The organism is Williamsia limnetica (genome assembly GCF_003217475.1).
Taxonomy (GTDB): Bacteria; Actinomycetota; Actinomycetes; order Mycobacteriales; family Mycobacteriaceae; genus Williamsia; species Williamsia limnetica.
The window spans coordinates 123,330-147,849 of record NZ_QJSP01000006.1 but is presented as its reverse complement, the minus strand read 5'-3'; the positions used below and the strand labels follow the sequence as shown (position 1 = coordinate 147,849).

General features: G+C 65.3%; 23 protein-coding genes. 20 read left to right on the top strand and 3 right to left on the bottom strand.

Annotated features, from left to right (window positions below):
• Positions 1 to 31 precede the first annotated feature (31 nt).
• The 17 genes from DFR67_RS11670 to DFR67_RS11590 all read left to right on the top strand — a co-directional run bounded on the left by DFR67_RS11670 (position 32) and on the right by DFR67_RS11590 (position 17,304).
• A complete protein-coding gene (locus DFR67_RS11670) occupies positions 32 to 1,240 on the top strand; it encodes a glycosyltransferase (RefSeq protein WP_110469865.1) in 1,209 nt (402 codons plus the stop codon).
• Positions 1,237 to 2,208, top strand: a complete 972-nt coding sequence (locus tag DFR67_RS11665) for an NAD-dependent epimerase/dehydratase family protein (RefSeq protein ID WP_110469700.1) — start codon at positions 1,237 to 1,239, stop codon at positions 2,206 to 2,208. Before DFR67_RS11670 ends, DFR67_RS11665 begins: the two co-directional genes overlap by 4 nt.
• Before the next feature lie 67 nt (positions 2,209 to 2,275).
• Positions 2,276 to 3,901: a carbamoyltransferase family protein gene (locus DFR67_RS11660; RefSeq protein WP_110469699.1), complete on the top strand. Its 1,626-nt coding sequence runs from the start codon at positions 2,276 to 2,278 to the stop codon at positions 3,899 to 3,901.
• Complete coding sequence (locus DFR67_RS11655; protein WP_110469698.1) at positions 3,898 to 5,412, top strand: HAD-IIIA family hydrolase; 1,515 nt, start codon at positions 3,898 to 3,900, stop codon at positions 5,410 to 5,412. The genes DFR67_RS11660 and DFR67_RS11655 overlap by 4 nt, the downstream gene beginning before the upstream one ends.
• Complete coding sequence (locus DFR67_RS11650; RefSeq protein WP_110469697.1) at positions 5,409 to 6,455, top strand: glycosyltransferase family 9 protein; 1,047 nt, start codon at positions 5,409 to 5,411, stop codon at positions 6,453 to 6,455. Before DFR67_RS11655 ends, DFR67_RS11650 begins: the two co-directional genes overlap by 4 nt.
• 107 nt (positions 6,456 to 6,562) lie before the next feature.
• Positions 6,563 to 7,069 carry a D-sedoheptulose-7-phosphate isomerase gene (locus tag DFR67_RS11645; RefSeq protein ID WP_245937906.1) on the top strand — a complete coding sequence of 169 codons (507 nt, stop codon included), beginning with the start codon at positions 6,563 to 6,565 and terminating at the stop codon, positions 7,067 to 7,069.
• Entirely contained in the window at positions 7,066 to 8,451 is a 1,386-nt protein-coding gene (locus tag DFR67_RS11640) for a PfkB family carbohydrate kinase (protein ID WP_110469695.1), read from the top strand. The genes DFR67_RS11645 and DFR67_RS11640 overlap by 4 nt, the downstream gene beginning before the upstream one ends.
• 37 nt (positions 8,452 to 8,488) lie before the next feature.
• A complete protein-coding gene (locus tag DFR67_RS11635) occupies positions 8,489 to 9,196 on the top strand; it encodes an SDR family oxidoreductase (RefSeq protein ID WP_110469694.1) in 708 nt (235 codons plus the stop codon).
• On the top strand, positions 9,187 to 10,119 hold the full coding sequence (locus tag DFR67_RS11630; protein ID WP_245937892.1) for a glycosyltransferase family 9 protein: 933 nt from the start codon (positions 9,187 to 9,189) through the stop codon (positions 10,117 to 10,119). Before DFR67_RS11635 ends, DFR67_RS11630 begins: the two co-directional genes overlap by 10 nt.
• 24 nt (positions 10,120 to 10,143) lie before the next feature.
• On the top strand, positions 10,144 to 11,493 hold the full coding sequence (locus DFR67_RS11625; RefSeq protein ID WP_110469692.1) for a UDP-glucose dehydrogenase family protein: 1,350 nt from the start codon (positions 10,144 to 10,146) through the stop codon (positions 11,491 to 11,493).
• A gap of 9 nt (positions 11,494 to 11,502) precedes the next feature.
• Entirely contained in the window at positions 11,503 to 11,958 is a 456-nt protein-coding gene (locus DFR67_RS11620; RefSeq protein WP_110469691.1) for a hypothetical protein, read from the top strand.
• Between the two features lie 13 nt (positions 11,959 to 11,971).
• Positions 11,972 to 13,201, top strand: coding sequence for an Nramp family divalent metal transporter (locus DFR67_RS11615; RefSeq protein WP_110469690.1), 1,230 nt, complete (start codon positions 11,972 to 11,974; stop codon positions 13,199 to 13,201).
• Positions 13,198 to 13,617, top strand: coding sequence for a hypothetical protein (locus DFR67_RS11610; protein ID WP_245937891.1), 420 nt, complete (start codon positions 13,198 to 13,200; stop codon positions 13,615 to 13,617). The genes DFR67_RS11615 and DFR67_RS11610 overlap by 4 nt, the downstream gene beginning before the upstream one ends.
• Complete coding sequence (locus DFR67_RS11605) at positions 13,604 to 13,981, top strand: PRC-barrel domain containing protein (RefSeq protein WP_110469689.1); 378 nt, start codon at positions 13,604 to 13,606, stop codon at positions 13,979 to 13,981. Before DFR67_RS11610 ends, DFR67_RS11605 begins: the two co-directional genes overlap by 14 nt.
• A 52-nt stretch (positions 13,982 to 14,033) precedes the next feature.
• Positions 14,034 to 15,425 (top strand): cytochrome P450, encoded by a 1,392-nt coding sequence (locus tag DFR67_RS11600; protein ID WP_110469688.1) that lies wholly within the window; start codon positions 14,034 to 14,036, stop codon positions 15,423 to 15,425.
• Positions 15,426 to 15,439: 14 nt separating this feature from the next.
• Positions 15,440 to 15,673 (top strand): hypothetical protein, encoded by a 234-nt coding sequence (locus DFR67_RS11595; RefSeq protein WP_146240428.1) that lies wholly within the window; start codon positions 15,440 to 15,442, stop codon positions 15,671 to 15,673.
• A gap of 80 nt (positions 15,674 to 15,753) precedes the next feature.
• A complete protein-coding gene (locus DFR67_RS11590; protein WP_110469863.1) occupies positions 15,754 to 17,304 on the top strand; it encodes a YhjD/YihY/BrkB family envelope integrity protein in 1,551 nt (516 codons plus the stop codon).
• A 13-nt stretch (positions 17,305 to 17,317) separates the two neighbouring features.
• Here the strand turns inward: DFR67_RS11590 and DFR67_RS11585 are convergent, their stop codons facing one another.
• Positions 17,318 to 18,052, bottom strand: a complete 735-nt coding sequence (locus DFR67_RS11585) for a GAF and ANTAR domain-containing protein (RefSeq protein WP_146240427.1) — start codon at positions 18,050 to 18,052, stop codon at positions 17,318 to 17,320.
• Positions 18,053 to 18,249: 197 nt separating this feature from the next.
• Here DFR67_RS11585 and DFR67_RS11580 point away from each other — a divergent pair, with 197 nt between their 5' ends.
• The gene (locus DFR67_RS11580; RefSeq protein ID WP_110469685.1) at positions 18,250 to 18,648 is read left to right on the top strand and encodes an STAS domain-containing protein; all 399 of its coding nucleotides are present in this window, start codon (positions 18,250 to 18,252) and stop codon (positions 18,646 to 18,648) included.
• 9 nt (positions 18,649 to 18,657) lie between these two features.
• Here the strand turns inward: DFR67_RS11580 and DFR67_RS11575 are convergent, their stop codons facing one another.
• On the bottom strand, positions 18,658 to 19,395 hold the full coding sequence (locus tag DFR67_RS11575; RefSeq protein WP_110469684.1) for a GAF and ANTAR domain-containing protein: 738 nt from the start codon (positions 19,393 to 19,395) through the stop codon (positions 18,658 to 18,660).
• 237 nt (positions 19,396 to 19,632) lie between these two features.
• Here DFR67_RS11575 and DFR67_RS11570 point away from each other — a divergent pair, with 237 nt between their 5' ends.
• The gene (locus DFR67_RS11570) at positions 19,633 to 20,565 is read left to right on the top strand and encodes an NAD(P)H-binding protein (protein ID WP_110469683.1); all 933 of its coding nucleotides are present in this window, start codon (positions 19,633 to 19,635) and stop codon (positions 20,563 to 20,565) included.
• 80 nt (positions 20,566 to 20,645) lie between these two features.
• Here the strand turns inward: DFR67_RS11570 and DFR67_RS11565 are convergent, their stop codons facing one another.
• Positions 20,646 to 21,809: a beta-ketoacyl synthase N-terminal-like domain-containing protein gene (locus DFR67_RS11565; RefSeq protein WP_110469682.1), complete on the bottom strand. Its 1,164-nt coding sequence runs from the start codon at positions 21,807 to 21,809 to the stop codon at positions 20,646 to 20,648.
• A gap of 180 nt (positions 21,810 to 21,989) precedes the next feature.
• Here DFR67_RS11565 and DFR67_RS11560 point away from each other — a divergent pair, with 180 nt between their 5' ends.
• The gene (locus DFR67_RS11560) at positions 21,990 to 24,425 is read left to right on the top strand and encodes a sensor domain-containing protein (protein WP_146240426.1); all 2,436 of its coding nucleotides are present in this window, start codon (positions 21,990 to 21,992) and stop codon (positions 24,423 to 24,425) included.
• Positions 24,426 to 24,520 lie beyond the last annotated feature (95 nt).

Below are 24,520 nucleotides of genomic sequence, written 5' to 3'. Positions count from 1 at the left end.
GTGCTGGCTACTACTGAAAGCGGTGTCTCACATGAAGATCGCCATGATCTCCGAACACGCCAGCCCCTTGGCAACCCTGCGCGGCGTCGACGCCGGTGGCCAGAACGTGCATGTCGCCGAACTGTCTGCAGCGCTGTGCCGGTCAGGTCACGACGTGCTCGTCTACACCCGCCGGGATGATCCACAGCTGGAGACCGAGGTCATCGCGCCCGCCGGCTACCGGGTCGTGCATGTGCCCGCGGGACCGGCGTCGTATCTGCCGAAAGATCAACTGCTCGAGCACATGCCTGAGTTCAGCGCCTTCATCGCAGATCATTGGGAACACGAGCGTCCCGATATCGTCCACGCGCATTTCTGGATGTCCGGCGTCGCGGCACACATCGCGGCCCGGCGAACGTCCCTACCCGTCATCCAGACCTTCCATGCTCTCGGATCGGTGAAGAAGCGTTTTCAAGGCGCCGCCGACACCAGTCCGCAGTCTCGGTTGGCAACAGAAGAGCAACTGGCCCGAGATGCGGCATACGTCGCCGCAACGTGCAGCGACGAGGTCTTCGAACTCGTCCGGATGGGCTTGCCCCGTTCCCAGGCGGTGGTGGTTCCGTGTGGAGTCGATGTCAATGCCTTCACCCCGACAGGCCCGGTGGCCGAGCGCAACCGCCGGCACCGGTTGGTCACTGCGGGGCGGTTGGTGCCTCGCAAGGGATTCGACATCGCGATCCGCGCCCTCGCCGACATCCCGGACACCGAGCTGGTCATCGCCGGCGGCCCGATGGATGGCGAACTCGAAGATGATGCCGAGGCTCGCCGGCTTCTGGATGTCGCCACCGAAGTCGGTGTCCGTGACCGGGTCATCATGCCCGGCTCGGTCTCTCGGGCAGACATTCCTGCCTTGTTCCGCTCAGCAGATGCGGTCGTGTGTGTGCCCTGGTACGAGCCTTTCGGGATGGTCCCGATCGAGGCGATGGCCTGCGGTCGACCGGTGATCGCAGCTGCGGTCGGGGGGATGCTCGACACCGTGGTCGACGGCCGCACCGGCCGACTGGTCCCCGCTCGAGACCCGCAGTCACTTGCCGCGTCGGCCTCCGCGTTGCTGGCAGCCGAAGACGAACGGCGTGAATTCGGTAACGCCGCGCGCGCTCGCGCATGTAAGCGATACTCGTGGGACCGGGTGGCGGCCGAGACCCTTCGCCTCTACCGGAAAGCCATACCCGACTCGGCGGTAGCAAGGGATGCCCGATGAGAACGATCAAACGCGCACTGATCAGCGGTGGAGCAGGCTTCGTCGGATCACATCTGTGCGAGCAGTTGCTCCGCGATGGTGTCAGTGTCGTCTGCCTCGACAACCTGTGCACCGGATTGCGTTCGAACATAAAGCTCTTGGAGGAGCATCCCGATTTTCGATGGGTCGATCACGACGCTGTCGAGCCGTGGCCCGAACTCGGCGACTTCGATCTCGTCGCACACCTCGCGTGCCCGGCTTCCCCGGTCGACTACGCCGAATTGGGAATCGAGACGCTCCGCGTGGGATCCGAGGGTACCCGGCACGCCCTCGACGTCGCGCTGGCCAAGGGCGCACGCTTCCTGCTGGCCTCCACCAGCGAGGTGTACGGAGATCCCACCGAACATCCGCAGCGCGAGACCTACTGGGGAAACGTCAATTCCATCGGCCCACGCAGTGTCTATGACGAGTCGAAAAGATTCTCCGAGGCGATCACGGTGGCTTATCGCCGCTATCACGGAGTCGACACCACCATCGCCAGGATCTTCAACACCTATGGTCCGCGTATGCGACCGGACGACGGCAGAATGATTCCCACGTTCATTCATCAGGCTTTGACGAACAGACCATTGACGGTCAGTGGTAGCGGACAACAGACGAGATCGATCTGTCACGTGACCGATACCGTACGGGGATTGTCGGCGCTCGCCCACTCGCATCACGAGGGTCCGGTCAACATCGGAAACCCGATCGAATTGAGTGTGTGGAACGTAGCGACAAAGATACTGGAATCGACGGGATCATCGAGCCCCATCGAGTACCACGACGCCGTCATCGATGATCCTCAAAAACGTTGTCCAGATATTACTTTGGCGCGATCCGAGCTGGGTTGGGAGCCGCTGATCGGCGCCGACGAAGGTCTCGCCTCCACGATCGAATGGTTCAGGTCAGGACTGGCTGTTTCAGCTCTCGAGTCAAATCACCTATAGGTGGTTTAACTCGTCGGGTCGTGGGTACTTCGCAGTGGTCAGACACAACCACTGCCGGGGAGGCCGAGTGCGTGTATTGGGCATCAACGCGGTATTCCATGATTCCTCTGCCGCATTACTGGTGGACGGAAAGATTGTTGCCGCAGCCGAAGAGGAGCGCTTCTCGCGTCGAAAGCACGCGAAGAAGCCGGTTCCTTTCTCCGCGTGGGAACAACCAGAGTTGGCAGCCGCATGGTGTCTGCAGCAGGCGGGACTGAGCCCAGAAGATCTGGACGCCGTTGCATACTCCTACGATCCCGATCAGGTGGACCACGGGCTCGGTGCACTGGACCCCCGGTGGGAAGAATTGCGGACCACCTTTGCCCGCCGCGCGCCGTACTTTCTTGCCACTGCCCTGCCGGGTCTGGACCCCGCAAAGGTCAGATTCGTCAAACACCATGTCGCACATGCTGCGTCGTGTGGACTTGTGGCACCTTCAGGGGATGGCGCGGTGCTGACCCTCGACGGGCGGGGCGAGCAGACATCGATGCTCGCCGGCGAATACCGGGACGGCAAGCTCGACGTCCTGGCCGAACAACAGTTGCCCCATTCGCTGGGCCTGTTCTACGAAGCCATGACAGAGCACGTAGGCTTCGCCCGGTCGAGCGACGAGTACAAGGTCATGGCCCTTGCCTCATATGGTCGGCCTGAATTCATCGATCAACTCCGAGAACGTGTGTACGCCACCGATGATGGTGGGTTCCGGACGGAGCCGATCGACTGGGACGCGCTGGCACCGAGACGTGCCGCCGACGGCGAGATGACCGCTGCCCACGCCAACCTTGCATCGTCGGTACAACAATGTCTCGAAGAAGTGCTGCTGCACATCAGCCGCTGGCTTCACGACCGCACCGGCGCGCAGAGGCTGACCATGGCAGGCGGTATCGCGCTGAACTGCGTCGCATCCACTCGCCTGCATGCCGAGGGACCTTTCACCGACATCTGGGTGCAACCGGCGGCCGGTGATGCCGGCACAGCGCTGGGCGCGGCCGCGGCGATCGCAACCGAGAACGGTGACCGGGTCCTTCCGATGACCTCTGCGGCACTGGGCCGTGGTTTCAGCGACCAAGAGATCGAAGCCCAACTGCGTCAGGCACATGTCCATTACGAAAGGCCCGACGACCTCGCCGCGACGGTCGCCTCCGCGCTGGCAGATGACCAGATCGTCGCGTGGTTCCAGGGTCGTTCGGAGTTCGGGCCGCGTGCACTCGGACAGCGTTCGCTGATGGCCCATCCCGGCAAGCCGGAGAACCTGGAACGCCTCAACGAGGTCAAGGGACGCGAACAGTTCCGTCCCGTGGCGCCGATGGTGCTGGCCGAGCGAGCCGGGGAGATCTTCGGACGCGGACCGCTGCCGAGCCCGTACATGCTGTTCGTGCACGACGTGGCCGAGGAATGGCGCGAACGCCTTCCGGTGGTCACCCACGTCGATGGCACCGCCCGGATCCAGACCGTCGACCCTGACGATCACCCCCTCCTCGCCGCGATGATCGGTGGATTCGCAGAGCGCACCGGTCTGCCGGTGGTGGTGAACACCAGTTTGAACACGGCTGGTCGGCCGATGGTCGACAGTCCGCGGGATGCGCTCGAGTGCTTTGGATCCGCTCCGATCGACCTCCTCGCCATCGGGCCGTTTGTGGTGCGCCGACCATGACAATCGACTATGCGGTGGTCATCCCGACGATCGGCCGGGACAATCTGGGGCGCTTGCTGCAGGAGTTCGCGGCCGGGTCCGGACAAGCACCCTCCGAGGTGGTGGTTGTCGATGACAGGCCCGGTGCGGACGGGCTGCCACCACTGGTGTTGCCCGAGATGGACCTGCGAGTCCGGGTCGTCCGATCCGGCGGGCGAGGCCCCGCTGCCGCGCGAAACGTCGGCTGGCACAGCACAGGTGCCGAATGGATCGCTTTCCTCGATGACGATGTGATCACCACCGACCAGTGGCGCGACGTCCTCGTCAGCGACCTCATGGGCCAACCCTCCGACGTGGTCGCCAGCACAGGCCGGATCATCGTCCCGCCACCGGCGGGGCGGAAACCCACCGACGCCGAACGAGGTACCGCGTCCCTTGCAAGCGCTCAGTGGATCACTGCCGACATGGCTGTCCGCAGAGAGGCTCTCGTCGACACGGGCGGCTTCGATGAACGCTTCCGGCGGGCATTTCGTGAAGATGCCGACCTCGCACTTCGATTGACCGAGGCGGGTGGACGGATAGTCGACGGTGCCCGTCGCACCGTTCATCCTGCCGCCGCCGGCGACTTCTGGACGAGTGCGCGAGAGCAGATCGGTAACGCCGACAACGCCTTGATGCGGTACAAGCACGGCGCACGGTGGCGCACGAAGATCGGTGAATCACGCGGGCGCATACCCAGATACGCACTCACCTGCCTGGCTGCGGCCACCGCTTTCGGTGCAGCGGTCACGGGCCGGCGAACCACGTCGGTGGTGGCCGCGTCCCTGTGGACGGCACTCACCACAGAGTTCGCCTGGCGTCGTATCGCTCCCGGTCCACGCGATCGCGCCGAGGTCCTCCGGATGCTCGTGACCAGCGTCGTCATCCCACCGCTGGCGTGCCGGCATCGCGCGCACGGTGAACTGAGGGTGCGGACAGGTTGGCACACCGCACCCGTCTCGAACAAACCCCTGGCCCTGCTGTTCGACCGCGATGACACACTGATCCGTGACGTGCCGTATCTCGCAGACCCCGATCTCGTGGAACCGATGCCTGGAGCTGCTGCACTGCTCGACGAACTGCGCGCAGCTGGCTACCGGATCGGTGTGGTCAGCAACCAATCCGGCGTGGCCCGCGGGCTGATCACGCCTGACCAACTCACCGCGGTGAACGAACGCGTGCACGCGATACTCGGCGATTTCGACACCTGGCAGACCTGCGTCCACGACGACAGTGCGGGGTGCGACTGCCGCAAACCAGCTCCGGGAATGATCAAGGCAGCCGCCGCCGAACTCGGCATCGACACCCGCGACTGCGTGATGATCGGTGACATCGGCGCCGACGTCGAGGCAGCCTTGAGCGCCGGTGCATCAGCAATTCTGGTGCCGACAGGCAAGACCAGGTCTGACGAAATCGACAGGGCGCGTGAGCGTGCGCTGGTCGCACCGGATCTGCGCTCTGCCGTGGCCCTCGCGACGGTGGGTGCGCGATGAGTCGCCGGGTACTCGCCGCGCGTCTCGACAGCGCCGGGGACGTCCTGTTGATGGGTCCGGCGATCCGGTCCCTGGCGGCCGCCGCCGAGTCCGTGACCGTTCTCGCCGGGCCGCGGGGTCGGGCGGCAGCAGAGTTGCTCCCCGGCGTCGACGAGGTCATCGAATACAACGCTCCGTGGGTGGATTTGGAGCCGCCGGAATTGACCGCGGGCGGGATCGACAACCTGATCAAACAGATCCAGGACCTCCGCCTCACGCATGCCGTGATCTTCACCTCGTTCCACCAGTCGCCGTTGCCGCTCGCGTTGGTACTCCGCATGGCCGGTGTCGGCCACATCGGTGCCATCAGCGTCGATTACCCGGGTTCGCTGCTCGATGTGCGACACCAGGTCCCCGACGACTTCCCCGAAGCAGAGCGCGCCCTGTCGCTCACTGCGGCCTGCGATTTCCCGGCGCCGGCCGGTGACGACGGGGAGTTGGCGGTCCGTCGTCCGCTGCCCGACGTCACCGAACTCGTCGGCAACGGCGACTACATCGTCTTCCATCCGGGTGCCGCGGTTCCCGCTCGGCGAATGACCGCAGAACGCAGCCGGCGAGCGGTGCGGGCTCTGGCCGACGCCGGCCACCGGGTGCTGGTCACCGCCGGCGAGTCGGAGCGCGAATTGGGCCGCTTCGTCGCAGACGACTGCGCCCAGCCGCTGAGCGCCGCCCTGGATTTCGCGACGCTGGCTGCGGTGCTGGACCGCGCTCGGGTGGTGGTGGTCCCGAACACCGGTCCGGCGCACCTCGCGGCAGCGGTCGGCACCCCCGTGGTCTCTCTGTTCGCACCCGTGGTGCCCGCCGTGCGTTGGGCACCGCACCGAGTACCGAAGGTCGTTCTCGGCGACCAACAGGCGGGTTGCGCGAACACGAGGGCTCGAGAGTGCCCGATACCTGGCCACCCCTGTCTCGAGAACATCTCCGACACCGACATCGTGTCGGCCGTGGCAGACCTGAGCCACAGCGCCGCGCACGGGCCGACACAACGAGGAGGGCGACCATGACCGCCATCAGCTCGTCATCAGGCGACACCGCTCCCGGGCACGACGCCGGCAGAATCGTCGAACACTTCTCCGCGTTGCAGGAGGCGTTGCAGCGCAACGGTGAGGCGATGACCACCATCGCCTCGTGGGGCGCACGCCTGGCAGACATCTTCGACGCCGGCGGCCAACTACTTGCTGCCGGTAACGGAGGCAGCGCTGCCGAGGCCCAGCACCTCACCGGTGAACTGGTCGGCCGGTTCAAAGACGAACGGCGACCATTGCCTGCGATCGCACTGCACGCCGACACCTCGGCATTCACCGCGGTCGGCAACGACTATGGCGAAGACGAGGTCTTTGCACGACCGGTTCGTGCCTACGGTCGCCCACGCGATGTCCTGGTCGCACTGTCCACCAGTGGGACGAGCAGAAACGTCCTGGCCGCAGTGAAAGCGGCCCAGGAGTTGGACATCGAGACCTGGGCGTTGACGGGGCCCGGACCGAATCCCCTTGCCGCCATGTGTTCCGACGCGATCACCGTCGAGGCGCCTACGGTAGCCACAATCCAAGAGATGCACCTCGTACTGATCCACTCGTTGTGCATGAGTCTCGATACGACGTTGGCAGGGCGATCGTGACGGCCGCGGCGTCGCGGGGTCCCCTGGTCGTGATCGGCGACGTCCTACTCGACGTGGACATCAACGGATCCGCCGAGCGGCTGTGCCCGGATGCACCGGTTCCGGTGGTGGATGTGCGGGACCAGCTGCGGCGGCCCGGTGGCGCCGGCCTGGCTGCCGTGCTCGCTGCCGATCTGGCCGAGGAGATCGTCCTCATCAGTGCGTTCGGCGATGATGCCCAGGGCCATGAACTGCGAGAGATGCTGTGGCCCTATGCGGCAATCCACTCGCTTTCGTTGCGCGGCACCACGGTGGCGAAGACGCGAGTCCGAGCGGGCGGGCAGTCCATCGTCCGGTTCGACTCGGGCGACGGTACCGCCGATCATCGAGAACTGCCCTCCGGAGTCGCCGAGGCCATCAACTCGGCCGGAGCAATCTTGGTGGCAGACTATGGCCTCGGAGTGTCTGGGCACCCCGAAATCCGTCGTCTCCTCGAACGCGTGGCCCCCGATGTCCCGATCGTGTGGGACCCCCACCCCCGCGGCTCGGTGCCCACCGCTGGTGTGACGCTGGTGACGCCCAACGACGCCGAAGCCGCCCGCTTCACAACCGAATCGGACAGTACCGACGATGGGATGAGGGCTGCCCACCTTGCGCGCGCCTGGCGGGCAGCACACGTCGTCATCACTCGCGGGTCGCGGTCTGCACAGCTCCACAGCACCGATTCCGACACCACGGTGGCCGTCGACGTACCTCGTATCGCCGCTCCCGGATCTCACGACACCTGCGGCGCCGGTGACTGTTTCGCAACCGCGGCCGCCGAAGGCCTGCGTCGTGGCATGCCGATCGACGACTGCATCCGGTTCGCCATCGGCCGGGCCACCGAGTACGTCCACACCGGCGGAGTCGCGTCCATAGCCCGCCCTCCGCGCACCGTTGCCTCGGTCGATCGTGACGCTGTCGAGTTCGCGGCCCGGGTCCGTCGACGGGGCGGACGTGTCGTGGCCACCGGAGGTTGCTTCGACCTGCTGCATCCCGGACACGTGAGCCTGCTGCGATATGCCCGCCAACTCGGTGACGCCCTTGTCGTCTGCCTCAACTCCGACGACTCGGTCAGGCGCGCCAAAGGGGAGGGCCGGCCGGTGGTGTCGCACACCGACCGAGCTCACATCCTCCTCGAACTCGAGTCCGTCGACGCGGTGGCGATCTTCGACGAGGCGACTCCCACAGCAATTCTCGATCGGTTACGCCCGGCGATCTGGGTCAAGGGCAGCGACTACACCGAGCAGGACCTGCCCGAGGCCGCGACCGTTCGGCAGCATGGCGGCGAGGTGCATTTCGCTCCGGTCCTGCCGGGGTACTCCACCACACGACTCGTGGCAGCCGCCCGATCCATCGCGTAGCACGTGCACATCCGAGAAGCGAAATGAGGTTCACACGATGACAGCCGACAACTCCCCGACCACCGCGGTCGGCAATGTCCTGATCACCGGAGGCGCATCAGGACTCGGTGCGGCGACGGTTGATGCGGTGCGCCGGGCCGGTGGCACCCCACTGGTCATCGACCGCAATCGTCCCGCCGACGGTGTCGCGTTCGTGCAGGCAGACCTCGTCGACACCGAGGCCACGGCCGCGGCCGTCCGCGAGCTCGCCGCCCAGGCCGGTGGCCTCGACGGCGTGTTCACCGCAGCCGGAACCGATGCCTGCGGCCGCCTCGAAGACATCGACGCCAAGGACTGGGAGCGGGTCATCCACGTCAACCTGCTCGGAACCGTCGCCGTGGTTCGCGCTGCACTGCCCTACCTGAAGCGATCTCATGGCAAGGTCGTCACCTGCGCATCGACCCTGGGCATCAAAGCCGTCAGTGATGCGACCGCCTACTGCGCGTCGAAGTTCGGTGTCATCGGCTTCAGCCGCGCCCTGGCGGCTGAGCTCGCGGGTGAGGTCGGAGTGACCACACTGATTCCAGGTGGGATGCACACCGCGTTCTTCGACGACCGTGCCGAGCAGTACAAGCCGCCACCGGACGCGAAACTGAACCAGCCCGCCGACGTCGCCAGAACCGTGGTGTTCGCACTGTCTCAGCCACCGGGATGCGAAGTCCGCGAAATGGTGGTGTGTGCGTCGACGGAGGGGTCGTGGCCGTAACACTTGTCTTGCGTGCACTCGGTCTCGGCGACCTGCTCACCGCCGTGCCCGCGCTGCGCGCGCTCCGGGCAGGGCGTCCCGACGACCGGATCGTATTGGCGGCGCCGGGATCCATGGCCGAGCTCGCGGTGTGGACGGGGACCGTCGACGACGTCATCGACACGCCGGGGCTGGGCGGAATCCGTTGGAAGGGGGGATCTCCCGACCTTGCGGTCAACCTCCACGGCAGTGGCCCGGAAAGCATCGTCGATGTGCTCGCGACAGGTCCGGCGCGAGTTCTGACACATCGCCACGACAAATTCCCGCACCTGCCCGGACCGGTCTGGGACGGCAGCCTCCACGAGGTGCGCCGCTGGTGCCGCCTGATCGAATACGGCGGCTTCCCAACAGATCCGACGGACCTCGCACTGTCCGTCCCGGACATCGATCAGGGTGGAGGTGAGATCATCATCCACCCGGGGGCTGCATCAGCAGCACGGCGGTGGCCCGCCGACAGGTTTGCGACGCTGGCAGCCCACCTTCGTCGTCACCGGCATCCGGTGGCCATCACCGGAAACGCTGCCGAGCGTGAGCTCGCGCAGAACATCGCCGAGAACGCGGGGCTGCCGATGTCATCGATCACCGCAGGCGACTTGTCGCTGGGTCAACTGGCGCAGCGGGTGGCCAACGCACGACTCGTCATCTGCGGCGATACCGGGGTAGCGCATCTGGCCACCGCCGTGAACACTCCCTCGGTGTTGCTCTTCGGTCCGACGGCGCCGCAGCGTTGGGGCCCACCCGCCGGCGACCGCCGGCATCGCGTGCTCTGGCACGGCCGTACCGGAGACCCACACGCCGATCACGCCGATCCGGGACTGCTGGAGATTTCTGTCGCCGAAGTGATCGAGGCAGCCGACTCGCACCTGGCGATCGCTCATGTGTGACGTAGCCGAACGGGGGCGGTGACCATGTCCGTCGATGGCATACTCGCAGCCGGCGCGGTCGGCGTCGTGGGGGCCGGATATGTCGGACTCGCCACCGCAACCGGATTCTGTCACCTGGGCCATCGGGTCGTCGCGGTCGATCGGGATACCACGCGTATCGACCGGTTGCGCAGTGGCCACAGCGATCTCACAGAGCCCGGTCTCGATTCGGTTCTGCAGTCGGGCCTCGATTCGGGACGCCTCACCCTGAGCACCGACTTCGCGGAGCTCTCGCGATGCGAAGCGGTGTTCATCTGCGTCCCCACCCCTGTCGACGGAGCCGGACACTCCGATCTGAGCGCCGTATTCGACGTGATCGGCAAACTGATCCGGATCGGAGGGGACATCTGCATCGTCGTCATCAAGTCGACCGTCCCGGTGGGGACGGCGAGCCGGGCAGAACGTTTGCTACGCCCGTCGGCGATGGCAGTTGTCAGCAATCCGGAGTTCCTGCGGGAGAGCCACATCGTCACCGACTTCCTCGACCCCGATCGCATCGTCATCGGTGATTCCGACCGCGTCGCCGGTGACCGGATCGCGGCGCTGTACCGCGGAATCGAGGCCCCGCTCGAGCGGGTCAGCCTCGAGAGCGCCGAGTTGGCCAAGCACGCCAGCAACGCGTTCCTCGCCACCAAGCTCTCTTTTGTCAACGAACTCGCGGCCTTGTGTGAACGGACGGGCGCCGACATCCGAGAGGTCACTGCGGCGATGGCCCACGATCACCGAATCGGTGAGGCATTTCTGTCGCCGGGCCCGGGCTGGGGTGGCTCATGCCTGCCGAAAGACGCTCGCGCTCTGCTGCACAGCGGCCGGGAGGCCGGTATCGAGCTCGGTGTGCTCGATGCCGCCGTCGCAGCGAACACCGGTGCGACCGGGCGGGTGATCGACACAGTGCGCCGCGGCGTCACCGGTTCCGCTCAGGGGAACCTGCATGGGCGGCGGATAGCGTTGTTGGGTCTGGCATTCAAAGCGGGTACCGGCGACCTACGCTTCTCACCCGCCCTGGATATCTGTCGCTCTCTCATCGACGAGGGTGCCACCGTCGCCGCCTATGATCCGGCCATCCCCCAGCCCGTAGCCGGCCTGCCGGACGAAATGGAGCTGGTCGACGACCCACTGCTGGCAGCCAAAGATGCTGCTGCAGTGATCGTCGCAACCGAATGGCCAGAGTTCACCGAGCTTGATTGGGCGGCAATCGCCGACGTGGCCGACGACCCGGTCGTGATCGATACACGCACGTTTCTCGACCCAGGCCAGCTGAGTCGATGTGGAATTCGGTTGTACAGTAACGGGATTGCCCCTACGGGCGTTCTTCACCCCACGTCGAGCTGGTGATCAGCGACGATGTCGGCATCAACATGGAGGGGACAAGTCCTTGTCGGGTGTCTCGTCACGCTGCTGGCGATCGCGGGCTGCGCACGTGGCGAGGGCGGCGTTCCCGGACAGCTGTCGCAAGCCGCTGGTGACGGCGGATCGGCGGTCATATCTGCCGCCTACGGTTTGCAACTCTGGAGCGCCGGTGATGCGACCACCAATCAGACGACCGTGCTACTCGGCGACGCCGCCGAGCAAGTGATCGACGCCTATACCAGTGTCGCCGAACTCGATGTCGATGATCGCCGGATCAACGACAGCCTGCGAAACATGTTGGACAGGCTCACCGCTGCGATCGATATGATCACCCGATCCCGGCAGGTGGTCGGCGGTGGGCCAATCCGAGAGAGCGATGGATTGATCGTCGGCCTCAGGGCCCTCGGTGACGAATTCTCGACCCTCTCCCAGACACCGGTGCCGCCGTGATCGGCGGCGCATCATGAAACGCCTTGTCGGGGTTGCGCTGGGCGTCCTCACGGCGATCGGCGGATTCCTCGACATCGGGGACATCGTCACCAATGCTGTTGTGGGGTCCCGGTTCGGGATGGCGCTGGTCTGGGTGATACCGGTCGGCGTCCTGGGAATTTGTCTGTTCGCCAACATGGCGGGCCGCGTTGCCGCGGTCAGCGGCCGGGCGACGTTCGAGATCATCCGCGAACGACTCGGAGCCCGGTGGGCGGTGGTCAACCTGGGCGCGTCGTTCTTCATCAATCTGATGACCCTCACCGCAGAGATCGGCGGAATTGCGCTCGCACTCCAACTGGCCAGCGGTATCGGCCCCCTGATGTGGGTACCGGTGGCGGCTTTCGCAGTGTGGCTGGTCATCTGGCGGGTCCGGTTCTCCATCATGGAGAACGTGGCCGGAATCGTCGGCCTTTCGCTGATCGTTTTCGCGGTGGCGGTCTTCCTACTGAAACCGGACTGGGGTGCACTGGCCCACGCAGCGGTCCTGCCGGCAATCCCGGACACCGAATCACTGCCGGTCTACTGGTATTACGCCATTGCGATCTTCGGCGCCGCCATGACTCCCTACGAGGTGTTCTTCTTCTCGTCGGGAGCAGTCGAAGAAGGGTGGACGGTCAAAGATCTGGCGCGCTCGCGGATGAATGTGCTCGTCGGTTTTCCGCTCGGCGGGATCCTGTCCATCGCGATTGCGGCCCTGGCCACCATCACCCTGTTGCCGCAGCAGATCCAGGTCGAAAGTCTGTCCCAAGTGGCTTTGCCGGTGGCCGAGGCGGGCGGAAAACTGGCGGTGGCATTCCTCATCGTCGGATTGGTGGCAGCGACGTTCGGTGCGGCGCTGGAGACCACCCTGTCGAGCGGATACACACTCGCACAGTTCTTCGGCTGGTCGTGGGGCAAGTTCCGCCGACCCGCCGCCGCCGCCCGTTTCCATCTCGTCATGATCATCTCGTTGTTCGTCGGCGCCATGATCTTGGCGACAGGAGTCGATCCCATACTGGTGACCGAGTACTCGGTGGTGTTCTCGGCCATCGCTCTGCCGCTGACCTATCTCCCCATCCTGATCGTGTCGAACGATCCCGAGTACATGGGAGAACGGGTGAACACGAGAAAGGTGAACGCCGTGGCCCAGATCTATCTGGTCATCATTTTGGCGGCCTCGTTGTCTGCCATTCCACTGATGGTCATCACGGGAGCAGGCCAATGAGATTGCACCGACCACCACGGACATCGCTTCCCGACGCACCCTACCCGGAGGCGGACTGCCTGCTCGACGCGCGTTTGCACGCCCTCGACCGTCAGATCGTGGACGTCGACGGTCGGCCGGTGGGCGTTGTCGACGACCTGGAACTCGACGACGCGCTGGACGAGAATGACGTCCCGACGTCCCGGTCGCCTCGCGTCGTCGCACTGCTGACCGGGAATACGTTGCCGTCTCGCATCTTCGGTGGGCAACCGCCGACGAGCCGGCTCACCCGAATCGACATGAGCGACGTCGGTGATTTCGCGATCGCCGTACGGCTGACCCGCCATCACGATGAACTGGACCGCACCTGGGCCGAACGATGGGTGCGCGATCAACTCATTCGGCGGATCCCAGGAGGCTCTCATGATCCTCGGTGATCTGCTGCGGTGTTCCGCGTATGACGCGGATACGACGTTCGTAGGTCACATCATCGACGCCCGCTTGAGTGCCACGGTCGGTGAGACGGGTGGATGTCTCCCCACCCATATCTACGGATTGATAGTCGGCCCGCACAGCAGTACCTCGTTCCTCGGCTACGAACGCGAGACGACGAGGGCGCCATGGATCGTCGACCGCTTCATGAGGTGGCACCACCGGGGAACTTTCTTGGTGCTGTGGGCAGACGTCGAGCTGATCGTCGACGGGAGAGTGCACCTGCGACCCGGGTACCAGCGCTACCGAGCAGCACTGCCACCGGATCCGCGGCGTCGAACCGGTGAGATGCGCACCGCCGACACCTGATCGCCATGAGCGCAGTTGTTTCCGGGACAGCCGGTCAGGGTAGTTCTGTTCCATGACGAGCCACCACACCAGCGTCACGGCCTCTGCCCCGCAGCTGACCGGCCTGGCTGCCATCCGGGTCGCCACCGTACTCGGCTTCCCTTCTGTGGCTGCCGGTGTCATAGCCCGCAGGCGAGCGATGATGGGCTTGCTCGAGCGGCTGGGCGCCGATCAGGCCCCCGTCGACACCGTCCGTGAACTGCGGCAGAAGTACGGCAACGGACCTCTGCGTCTGGTACTGCCCGGTCGCACCTTGGTCGTGGTCCTCGATGCGAACGATGTGGCTCGGGTGCTCGACCAATCGCCCGACCCGTTCACTCCCGCGAACCGCGAGAAGATCGGTGCCCTTTCCCCTTTCCAGCCGCACGGAGTACTGATCTCCAAAGGACCGGTCCGAAACGCGCGACGGCGGGTCAACGAGAACGCACTCGATACCGACCGACCCCTGCACCATCTCGCGTCCCCGTTCGTCGATGTCATCACCGACGAGGTCACCAAGGCGCTGCAACAGGCCCGGCCCAAGGGCACGTTGTCGGCTGCCGACTTCACGGTGATGTGGTGGCGTATCGCCCGGCGCGTCACCCTCGGCGACGCCGCACGAGACGACGACAGCATCACCGACGCGTTGTGGACTCTTCGGTCGAACGGCAACTGGACGTACTTTCACCCCAAGAGACGCAAAGTACGGGACCGTTTCTACGACAAGCTCTACGCCTACGTCGACAGTGCACCCGCAAACACTTTGATCAGCGCCCTGGCCGCGACGCCGGCCGGGGGCGCCGTGGATCCGGTCGGCCAGATACCTCACTGGCTCTTCGCCTTCGATGCTGCCGGCATCGCCGCCTCCAGGGCCATGGCCCTGCTGGCCACCCATCCGGACCAGCAAGGCAAGGCGCAGGAAGAGATCGATGCCGTGAACGTCGCCGAGCCACAGCAGTATTCATACCTGCGGGCGTGCGTGCTCGAATCGGTGAGGTTGTGGCCCACCACTCCGGCCGTGTTACGCGACTCCACGGCACCGACCACCTGGTCCGGCGAACACGGCACCTATGAGATTCCCGCCGGCGCTGCGTTCCTGATCCTGGCACCCGCGTTTCACCGAGACGGAGACACATTCGACTTCGCCGATCGCTTCGCCCCGGAGATCTGGCTCGACGGGCGGGCGCAAGAGGAGCCCGCGCTGATCCCGTTCAGCGCGGGGCCGGCTGTATGCCCTGGGCAGAATCTGGTCCTTCACCTGACCAGCACCACCTTGGCGGTGTTGCTCACCCTCACCGACTGCGACCTCGTCTCCTCTCCCACCCTGTCGCCGGCAGAACCGCTACCGATCACCCTGAACAACTTCGGGCTCGAGTTCGCCATACGCGATGCGGCGGATCGGATAAGAACGGTCTCCGACGCATGACAGGATTGCCCACCATGAAGCGGGAGGCTCGCAGAGGGCCGCGATTTCCAGCGTTCAAGGTGTCGCTGTGGCGGCGGCACCCACGTATCAGGGAGGAACCACGACCCGTCTCACCGGTCGAGGTACTCGACAGCAAACTCAGCGATCCAGCGGCTCCCGTCGAAGATGTTCTCACCACCTTCGTCCTGGCTGCCATCGATGATTTCGCAGCAGCCGAGGCTCGATTGGTCGACTTCGAGATCGACTGATCACCCACTACCATCGACCTCGCTGAAAACGAGTGAGGGTTCGGTGGTTTCTGGCCGGAGCCCGGGGGGTACTCGCCGGCATGACCGAATCTCAGGCGGGGAAAACCGGAGTGGACACCCCAGATCCGAACGATCCGCGCAAGCCCGACTCACCGATGGACCTGACCAAACCGTCGTTCCTCTTCGTGCTGCGCAAGGTCGTTCGTGAGTTCTCCAAAGACCAGTGCACTGATCTCGCCGCGGCGCTCACCTACTACGCCGTCCTTTCGCTGTTCCCTGCATTGCTTGCGATGGTGTCGCTGCTCGGCATCTTCGGCCAAGGGCAGAAGACGGTCGACTCGGTGTTGCAGATGGTCGACGATCTCGGTCCGTCCTCCGCTGTCGACACGTTGCGCGGTCCGGTCGAACAACTCGTCGATGCCCCCTCGGCAGGCCTGACCCTCATCATCGGTCTGGTCGGTGCGATCTGGTCGGCGTCGGGCTACGTCGGCGCCTTTGGACGGGCCATGAACCGCATGTACGAGGTGGAGGAAGGTCGCCCGGTCTGGAAACTGCGGCCGGTGATGCTCGTGGTCACGGTGATCGCGCTCGTCATGGCAGCGTCTGTGGCGTTGATGCTCGCTGTCAGCGGACCCGTCGCACGGGCCATCGGCGACACCATCGGGCTCGGGGACTCCGCTCTGCTGGTCTGGAACATCGCACGGTGGCCGATCGTAGTGATCTTCGTGGTACTGATCGTCGCGATCCTCTACTGGGCCACGCCCAATGTGCAGCAGCCGAAGTTCCGGTGGATCAGCGTCGGAGCCGGTGTGGCCATCGTGACCTGGATAGTCGCCTCGGTCCTGTTCGCCCTGTATGTGTCGAACTTCAGCAGCTACAACAAGACCTACGGCGCGCTCGCCGGCGTGATCGTGTTCCTCCTGTGGCTGTGGATCACCAACCTGGCGCTGCTGTTCGGCGCCGAGGTCGATGCCGAACTCGAGCGGGGACGCCAACTGCAGGCGGGTATGCACGCGGAGAAGTCGTTGCAGCTCCCTCCCCGCGACACCAAGGTGTCGGACAAGAACGCAGAAAAAGACGCCGAGTTCGTCGAGCGCGCACGACAATTGCGACGCACCCACGGTGACGACGACGACACCACGCCCCCCGGGCAGGGTTCGGAGAGCAACCCCACCAAACCCGCTGTTCCAGCCACGTCGACGAATGGGCCGTCACATCGTCAACAGTCATCAAATTTCGAAACTCGTTCGGCAGCAGCCGATCTCAGCACAGTCCAGCTGATCGACCGACTTCAGGTGCAGCTGCGGACTCTGGTGCGCACCGAGATCGCGGACGCCCTGGCAGAGATCAAAGGCAAAGGAACGAGACTCGGGGTGGGTCTCGGCATCTCGACAGTGGGGCTGGGCATTCTGGTGTTCGGCGGCGCGACAGCTGTCGCTGTCTGCGTTCTCGCACTGGCCACGGTGGTACCGGCGTGGTCAGCTGCGCTGGCCGTGGGACTGGCGCTGGTCGCCGTCGGCGCCGGCGCGGCCCATGTCGGGGCGCGACGGGCCACAGCAGCCGTTCCGCCAACACCCGAACGAGCCGCTCGGAGCATCCAGCGCGACCTGTCCGCCATCCGTACGACCTGAGCGTCAGCGTGGATCAATCCTCGGCCGGGTGGTCCTTGTGCACCAGCTCGGCGGCGATGTCGGCAAGACGCACGTTGGTGTCCTGAGATAGCCGCCGCAGCAGGTCGAACGCCTGCACGGCGTCGATGCCGAACCGCTCCATCAGCATCCCCTTGGCCTGCCCGATGATGTCCCGGCTGGCGAGCGCGCTGCGAAACTGGTCGCCGCGTCGTGCGGTACCCCAGACAACGGCGGCGTGCGATGCATACACGTACCCGAGATCGCGGGCCTCGTCGTCGAATGCGTGAGGCTCATCGGCGTAGAGGTTCAGGGTGCCGAGGCCGCCGCGCGCGATATACAACTGGAAGATCGCCACAGACCGGACCGGAGTCCGATCACACGCCGCTGCCGCGAACCGCGGCCAGCGGACTTCGGACCGCAGGTCAGGGATGTGAACGAACTCGGTTTCGGAAGCAGCCTCCAGGAATGGGCCCTCACCATGTGTGACCTGTAGCAAATCGAGCATTTCGGCGTAGGCGTGCGTTGTCACGGCAGTGGCGGCCTCGTTACGTCCCACCATCGTCGTGATACTCGCGTAAGCGCATCCCGGTATGTGCAGGACCGCGCTCTCGAGGAGCTCCTGCAGCACGTCGGTCGGATCTTCGGGCACTTTCGCGCTCATGTCCCGAACCAGTTCAGCCATCTTCACGTATACGTCGCCGTCGCCGCGGGTACCCACGTCGCTTCCTCTCACTTTCTGACTGGTCAACCGTGGATTCTACAAGAATGCGCACAGCCGTTCACCTCGACGAACCGCTACCCCGTGGACCTCCGCGTCCCGCTGAGACCATGGCTGTCGCGGCCATGAAACAATGACACTCGTCGGTGAAGACGTCGCCGCAGCGCTCGTTGGGCAACTGCACTCCGGGCGTTGATGAGACAACCTGTCGAAAGGGACACACCGCCGTGCACTCCGAAGATGCCGATGCGATTTTCACCGATGGTCAGAGTTCTGCCGGCGGAAACCCGGCATTGACGATCGTGACGGTCCAACATGCGGAGCTGGCAATCCTCACCGTGCAGGGCAGCATCGATGTACTGACCGCACCGCAACTGTCGGAGGCGGTCACCGATGCGCTCGGCGGCGAGCCCCGCGGACTGATCATCGACCTCACCACCACCGAGTTCCTGGCCTCCGCCGGTATGAGTGCGTTGGTCACCGCGTACGAGGCCATCGCACCGGGCGGCTTGTTCGGCGTCGTCGCCGACGGCCCGTCGACATCGCGACCGATACAACTCGTCGGACTCGATCAGACGCTCACTCTCTACCCGACCCTCGAGCAGGCCATCGCCGCGATGACCTGAGCATCTCGGTCACGACGCGTCCTCGTCCGCGAGTTGGCCGTGGCGGTGCACTATGTCCCGCGCCATCGACGAGATCGACCGCGACTCCGCGTACGCCCGGGCACGCAGCCGCAGACCCGCATCGGCCGGCGACGTCTTCCATCGAACGGACAGCATGCCCACGGCAGCGTGCACGTCGGCGCGCGCGAATCGGTAACTCCCCTCCCACCGCGGGTACTGCGTCGGGTCGAGCGACCACCGGTAGGTCTCGAGTTCGCTCAGCACCACCGCACCGAGGCGGATGGTGAGCACGTGCGCGGCAGTGTTCTGCGACGACGTGAGTGCGGTGTTCTGCCGTCGATACAGCTCGAGCACACCCAGCTGGGCACCCCCGGCGAAAATCGGGTAGGCGAAAATCCCTCGGACACCGACCTCGTCGAGGAGCTCTGAACTGAACGCCGGCCACCTCGCCGCGGCGGTCTGCTCCCCGACGTCGGACGTGGTGATCGACTCGCCACCGACGAAAGCGTCCATACAGGGCCCTTCACCGATGGTGAACTGCAGTTCATCGATTCGTGCCGCGACAGAATCGGTCGCGCACAGCAGATCCCGCGACCGCGCGGCGTCGGTCATGATCGCCACGGCTGCACCGTCGACACCGACATCATCGACGCACAGCGCCGTCAAACTCTTCGTGACGGGTAGACATGCGTCCGCTGCGACGGCACGCTGTGCTGGGTCCCCGTCCTGACCCCACTGATCTTGCACCAACAATCCCTTCCCTATCGAAAACGCGTAGGTGATACCCCGATTGAACGAATCCCATACGTGCGTTTTCGAGACGGCCCCAGTGGGTATCGCCGAAAAGAATGCCGAGTGCTCGGGGCTGGGCCTGTGAGGTGCGAGCCCGTGGCCGATCTGCCTGCGAGGCATTCACTTCAGTTCCTACCCGGGCACTGATCGCGCAGCCCGTAGTCGTCGGGCGCACAGCAGGAAGATCCCACCATGCGTGCTTTTGTCACCGGCTCCACCGGATACATCGGTTCTCGTCTCATTCCGGCGTTACTGGAGTCGGGTCACGACGTCATCGCCGGAATGCGTGATCCGGACCGCGCGTCCGAGTTCGGGTGGGCAGACGCGGTGCAGGTCCGGCGTTTCGATCTGCAAGACCCGGACGCCATTTCCGCCGCGATAGCCGACACCGACGTGGCGTACTTTCTGGTCCACTCCATGGACGACAAAGGATTCGAGGAGAGAGATGCCGCCGGCGCGCACGCGTTCGCGGATGCCTGCGACAAGGCCGAGGTGGGCCAGATCGTCTACCTGTCCGGGCTCATCCCGCCAGGCGTCGAACTCTCTGACCACCTTGCCTCACGACAGCAGGTCGAGCAGATCTTCCTCGACGCCGACACCCCTGCGAACGTGCAACGCGCTGCGATGATCATCGGCGCCGGATCGACGTCGTTCGAACTCGTCCGGCGGCTCGTCGAGCGACTTCCCGTCCTGCCGATCCCGAAGTGGATGAACACCCAGGTGCAGCCGATTGCCACCGAAGACGTCGTGGCGGCGCTGGTCGAGGTCGGCGCTGCCGACCCGAGCAATGGTCACCATGACCTCGGCGGCCCCGACCGCCTCGCCTACCCCGAACTCATCGCCTTGATCGCCGACGAACTCGGACTGCGGCGGCCCCGGCTGTCGGTGCCCGGTGTTCCCACCGGGCTCATCGGCCGTGTTGCCGGTCCCATCACCGGGATACCCACCAACACCGTCGTCGAACTCGTCGACAGCCTGCGCCACGACATGGTCTGTGATCCGGACCCCCGCAGCGAGCAACGGCTGTCGACCCGCGATGCGGTCAGGCGCTCGTTGAATCCCGTCGAGTCCGGGACCGATATCGGCGGCGATCACCAGACCGCTGACCGGGCGGACCCGACCTGAGGCGGTACCGACGGGTCACGGCTTCGCGGTGACACGGGGCCTCGCCGGCCCCGTGTCACCGACAGAACGCCACTCGCGGTTCAGCGAATTGCGCCGAGCACTGCCACAGAGTTGTGACCTCCCATTCCCAGCGATGACTTCACGGTGATACCCGGCACCATCGCAACGAGCCCGTCGACGAGACGAGGATCCGCTTCGGCTACCGACGGTGTGCCCGGCACCACGCCGCCGGCGTAGCCCATGGCAGCAGCCGCGATCTCGACGGCTGCCGCTGCCCCTTGGCAATGCCCGGCCAGCGGTTTGACCGAGTAGATACCGATATCACTCGGCAGCAGCGCAGTCGCCGCGGCGGCTTCTGCGGCATCGCATTGCGCGGTACCCGGACCGTGTGCGTTGAGGTACGCCACCTCGGCGGCTTCGACGCCGGCATCGGCCAGAGCATCGGTGAAGCACCTCGTGACCTGCTCGAGCGACGGGTCGACCGAAGTGACATGGAAGCCGTCGTGCGTCATGGCTCCACCCAGCAGATCGAGATAGCCGTCGGTGTCCTGCCCGGTCAGGACGAAACCGACTGCGCCCTCCCCGAAGACGAACCCACGACTACCGGACTGGAACGGCCGGCACGCGTCGAGTGGCTCGGCATCGGTGATGGCCACCCCGAGTCGCACGAACTGCGACACGACCTCGGGAGTGGCAGACAGATCCGTCGCCACCACGATGACGTCATCGACGGTGTCGGTGTCCAGCCACATCTTCGCGGTCAGCAACGCGACGGTGCCGGACGTGCACATCGCGGACACAGTGACCGCGGGACCGTGGAATCCGTAGTCCCGCATCAACAGTGACGCCGGAGTCGACGGGGCCATGCCCAGGTACTGGCGGACCGACAGGCCCGCGCCGTGGCCGGGCGTGAATGCACGGCTCAACTCCAGGTCACCCAAGACCGTGGCATGGACGAGGCCGACCCGCTTGCCCGGAGTCCAGCCGCGCTCCAATGCATCGTCGATGGCCTCTCGTGCGGCCCACCGCATGGCCCGCGCAAACCGCGTCGATCCGTCGTCGAGGTTGCCGCCAGAAGGGATCCGCGACACCCAACCCGACTCGCTCGGGCTGCCGCCGAACCCCGCTGTCAGTTCGGCAGCGGGTTTCCCTGAGGCCAGGCCTGCCCACAGCGCCTGCCGTCCCCAGCCGTACCCGGTGACAGCACCCAGCCCCGCGATCCTGGCATTAGCAATAGAATTCATTCTGGTCTCTTTCCGTGAAATGAAGTGCGCACAAATGCGTGCTCCTATACGGTCCCTGACCTGCATGATTTGCGCGAACGGCTATGGTTAATTTCATTCGTTAAATATGTTTGAATTGTGGCGCCGCCGGAACGAAGTGAGGGCGGGACGCCGCGTTCGAAAACCGGTAGGGAGGTGCAGGTGACCGACGATCACGACACGTCGCCGCCGCCCACCGACGGTGCAGAACCACTTGTCGTCCCCGTCGAACCGGACTCCGCAGAGGCACTCGCCAAGCGGTACCGACTGCTCGTCGAACTCAGTCCCGACGCGATCTGCGTCCACGAAGGTGGCGTGGTCGTCTACGTGAATCCCGCCGGTCTTCGGCTGGCGCGGGCACAATCCATCGACCAGATGGTCGGGCATTGGATCACCGAGTTCGTGCACCCCGATTCGATTCCGGGAATGCTCGAGAGGCTCGCGAGCCTGGGTGAGGAAGACAACGCAACCGAGCCCGCCGAAGCCCTCATGCTGTTGACCGATGGCACCACAAAACTCGCGGAGATAGTCTCTGTCCGGACCGAATGGCAGGGCCGTCCGGCGTTCCAGGTGATCATGCGCGACATCTCGACCAAGAAGGCCGCGGAAGACGCCCTGAAGTACCAAGCCGCCCTGGTCGACCACGTGAGCGACGCCGTGATCGCCATCTCCGCGGACGGCGTGATCCAGGCGTGGAATCCAGCGGCCGAGAAGGTGTACGGCACGTCGGCATCCCACGCACTCGGCCGCGACCTCACCGACGTGATCGGAGCCGCCTTCAGCCCACGCGAGGCCCTTGCCCTGGGTGGAGCGATCGAGAGCGTGCACCGACATCGAGACGGCGCCATCCGGAACATCCGGGTATCGGTCACCGCGATGGGCGCCGGGTACGTGCTGCTGTGTGCCGACCTGACGGCCGCGCGCCGCGCGATCGAGTTGTTCGGAACGGTGGTGTCCGAGCTGACAGAGGCGGTTCTCGTCCTGAACCCCGGCGGGTACATCGAGATGGCCAATCCCGCCTCGGCCACCCTCCTGGGGCTGGATCCGTCCACGGTGCCCGGGGCCCACCTCAGCAGCCTTCCCGTCGTGTTCCCCAACGACGACATCCGGACACTGGTCGAGCACATGCGACAGACCGGAGACGGGTTCACCGGCAAGCTGGCCACCCGTACCGACGGCGAACATCGATGGTTATCGGTGACCTGCAAGGCATTCGACGTCGATCTCGACGAACCACGGGCAATCGCCTCGTACACCGACATCACCCAGCAGGTCGTCGATGCCGAACAACAGCGTCACCGCGCCAGTCATGACAGCCTCACCGGGTTGCTCAACCACGACGGTCTACTGCAACAGCTCGATACCCAGCTGGCGTCGATCGACGAACCGCGCAGCTCGATCAATGTGCACTTTCTCGACCTCGACCGCTTCAAGATCATCAACGATTCCCTCGGTCACAGTTATGGGGACCAGGTGCTCCGCGTCGTGGCCGGCCGGCTCGCAGCGGCCGCCGGGCCGGGATCCTCCGTGGGTCGTATCGGGGGCGACGAGTTCAGCATCGTCAGCCCGGGTGCGGCCAGTCCGGTCTCGGCGCGCGCACAGGCCGAACAGTTGCTCGCTGCGATCACCGCCTCCCCGATCGACACCGGCATCTCCAGCGTCCGGATGACCGCGAGCGTCGGATCGGTGTCCACGACCGACGGCGAGAACCGCACAGGCGGTGACCTCCTGCGCGACGCCGACATCGCGCTGTACTACGCAAAGCAGTCCGGTCGGGCGCGTACCGCGGTCTTCGACGTGCGTCTCCGGCGCGAGTTCCAGTTCCGGCAGCAACTCGAGCAGGATCTGAGGTCGGCAATCGCTGCCCCGGGCAACGGGCAGCTCAGCAATCGATACGAGCTGATCTACGACACCACGACCGGCCGGGTGGTGGGCACAGAGGCCAAGCTCTGCTGGCATCACCCCGTCCACGAGGAGATCGAACCGAGCACGTTCAATCCGCTGGCCGATCACATCGGTCTCGGCGATGCCCTCGGCAGCCTGAACCTCACCACCGCACTGAGCGATCTGAACGATGCCTTCGATTACCGCACCAGCGAACTCACGCTCGCCCTCACCCTCTCGCCCCGACAGTTCTGCGACGACCGGCTGGCACACCGGGTGGCAACGGCCCTCGCAGAATCCGGCATCCTCCCAGACGATCTGCAGATCAATGTCACCGAAAACACGTTCGCCGCAGACGAATACTCCGAGGGCATCCGGCCGCTCGAGCAACTGCGACGACTCCGTGAGCTCGGGGTCGAGGTCGCGATCGACAATTTCGGGGCGGGCCATTGCTCGCTGGCCCAGCTACAGCAGGTCGACGCCATCAAGATCGCCCCGGCGTTCATCCGCGATCTCACGACTTCGCACTTCGCGGACACGGTGGTCCAGAGCATCGTGGCGATCGCCCGCGCTGCGGACATGACCGTGGTCGCCACCGGTGTCGAGACAGCAACACAGCTCGAGGCGGTCGCCGCAGCTGGGTGCCAGCACGCGCAGGGACCGTATCTACACTCCCCCGAATCAGCGACCGCGGCAGCGGCTCGACTCCACTAGCGCTGGCGGATTGCCTCTGCCCCGTAAAACCATGCGTTGCAGGCAAACCCAGGTGTCGCAACACCTGGGTTTGCCTGCAACGGGTGGGTCTGTCG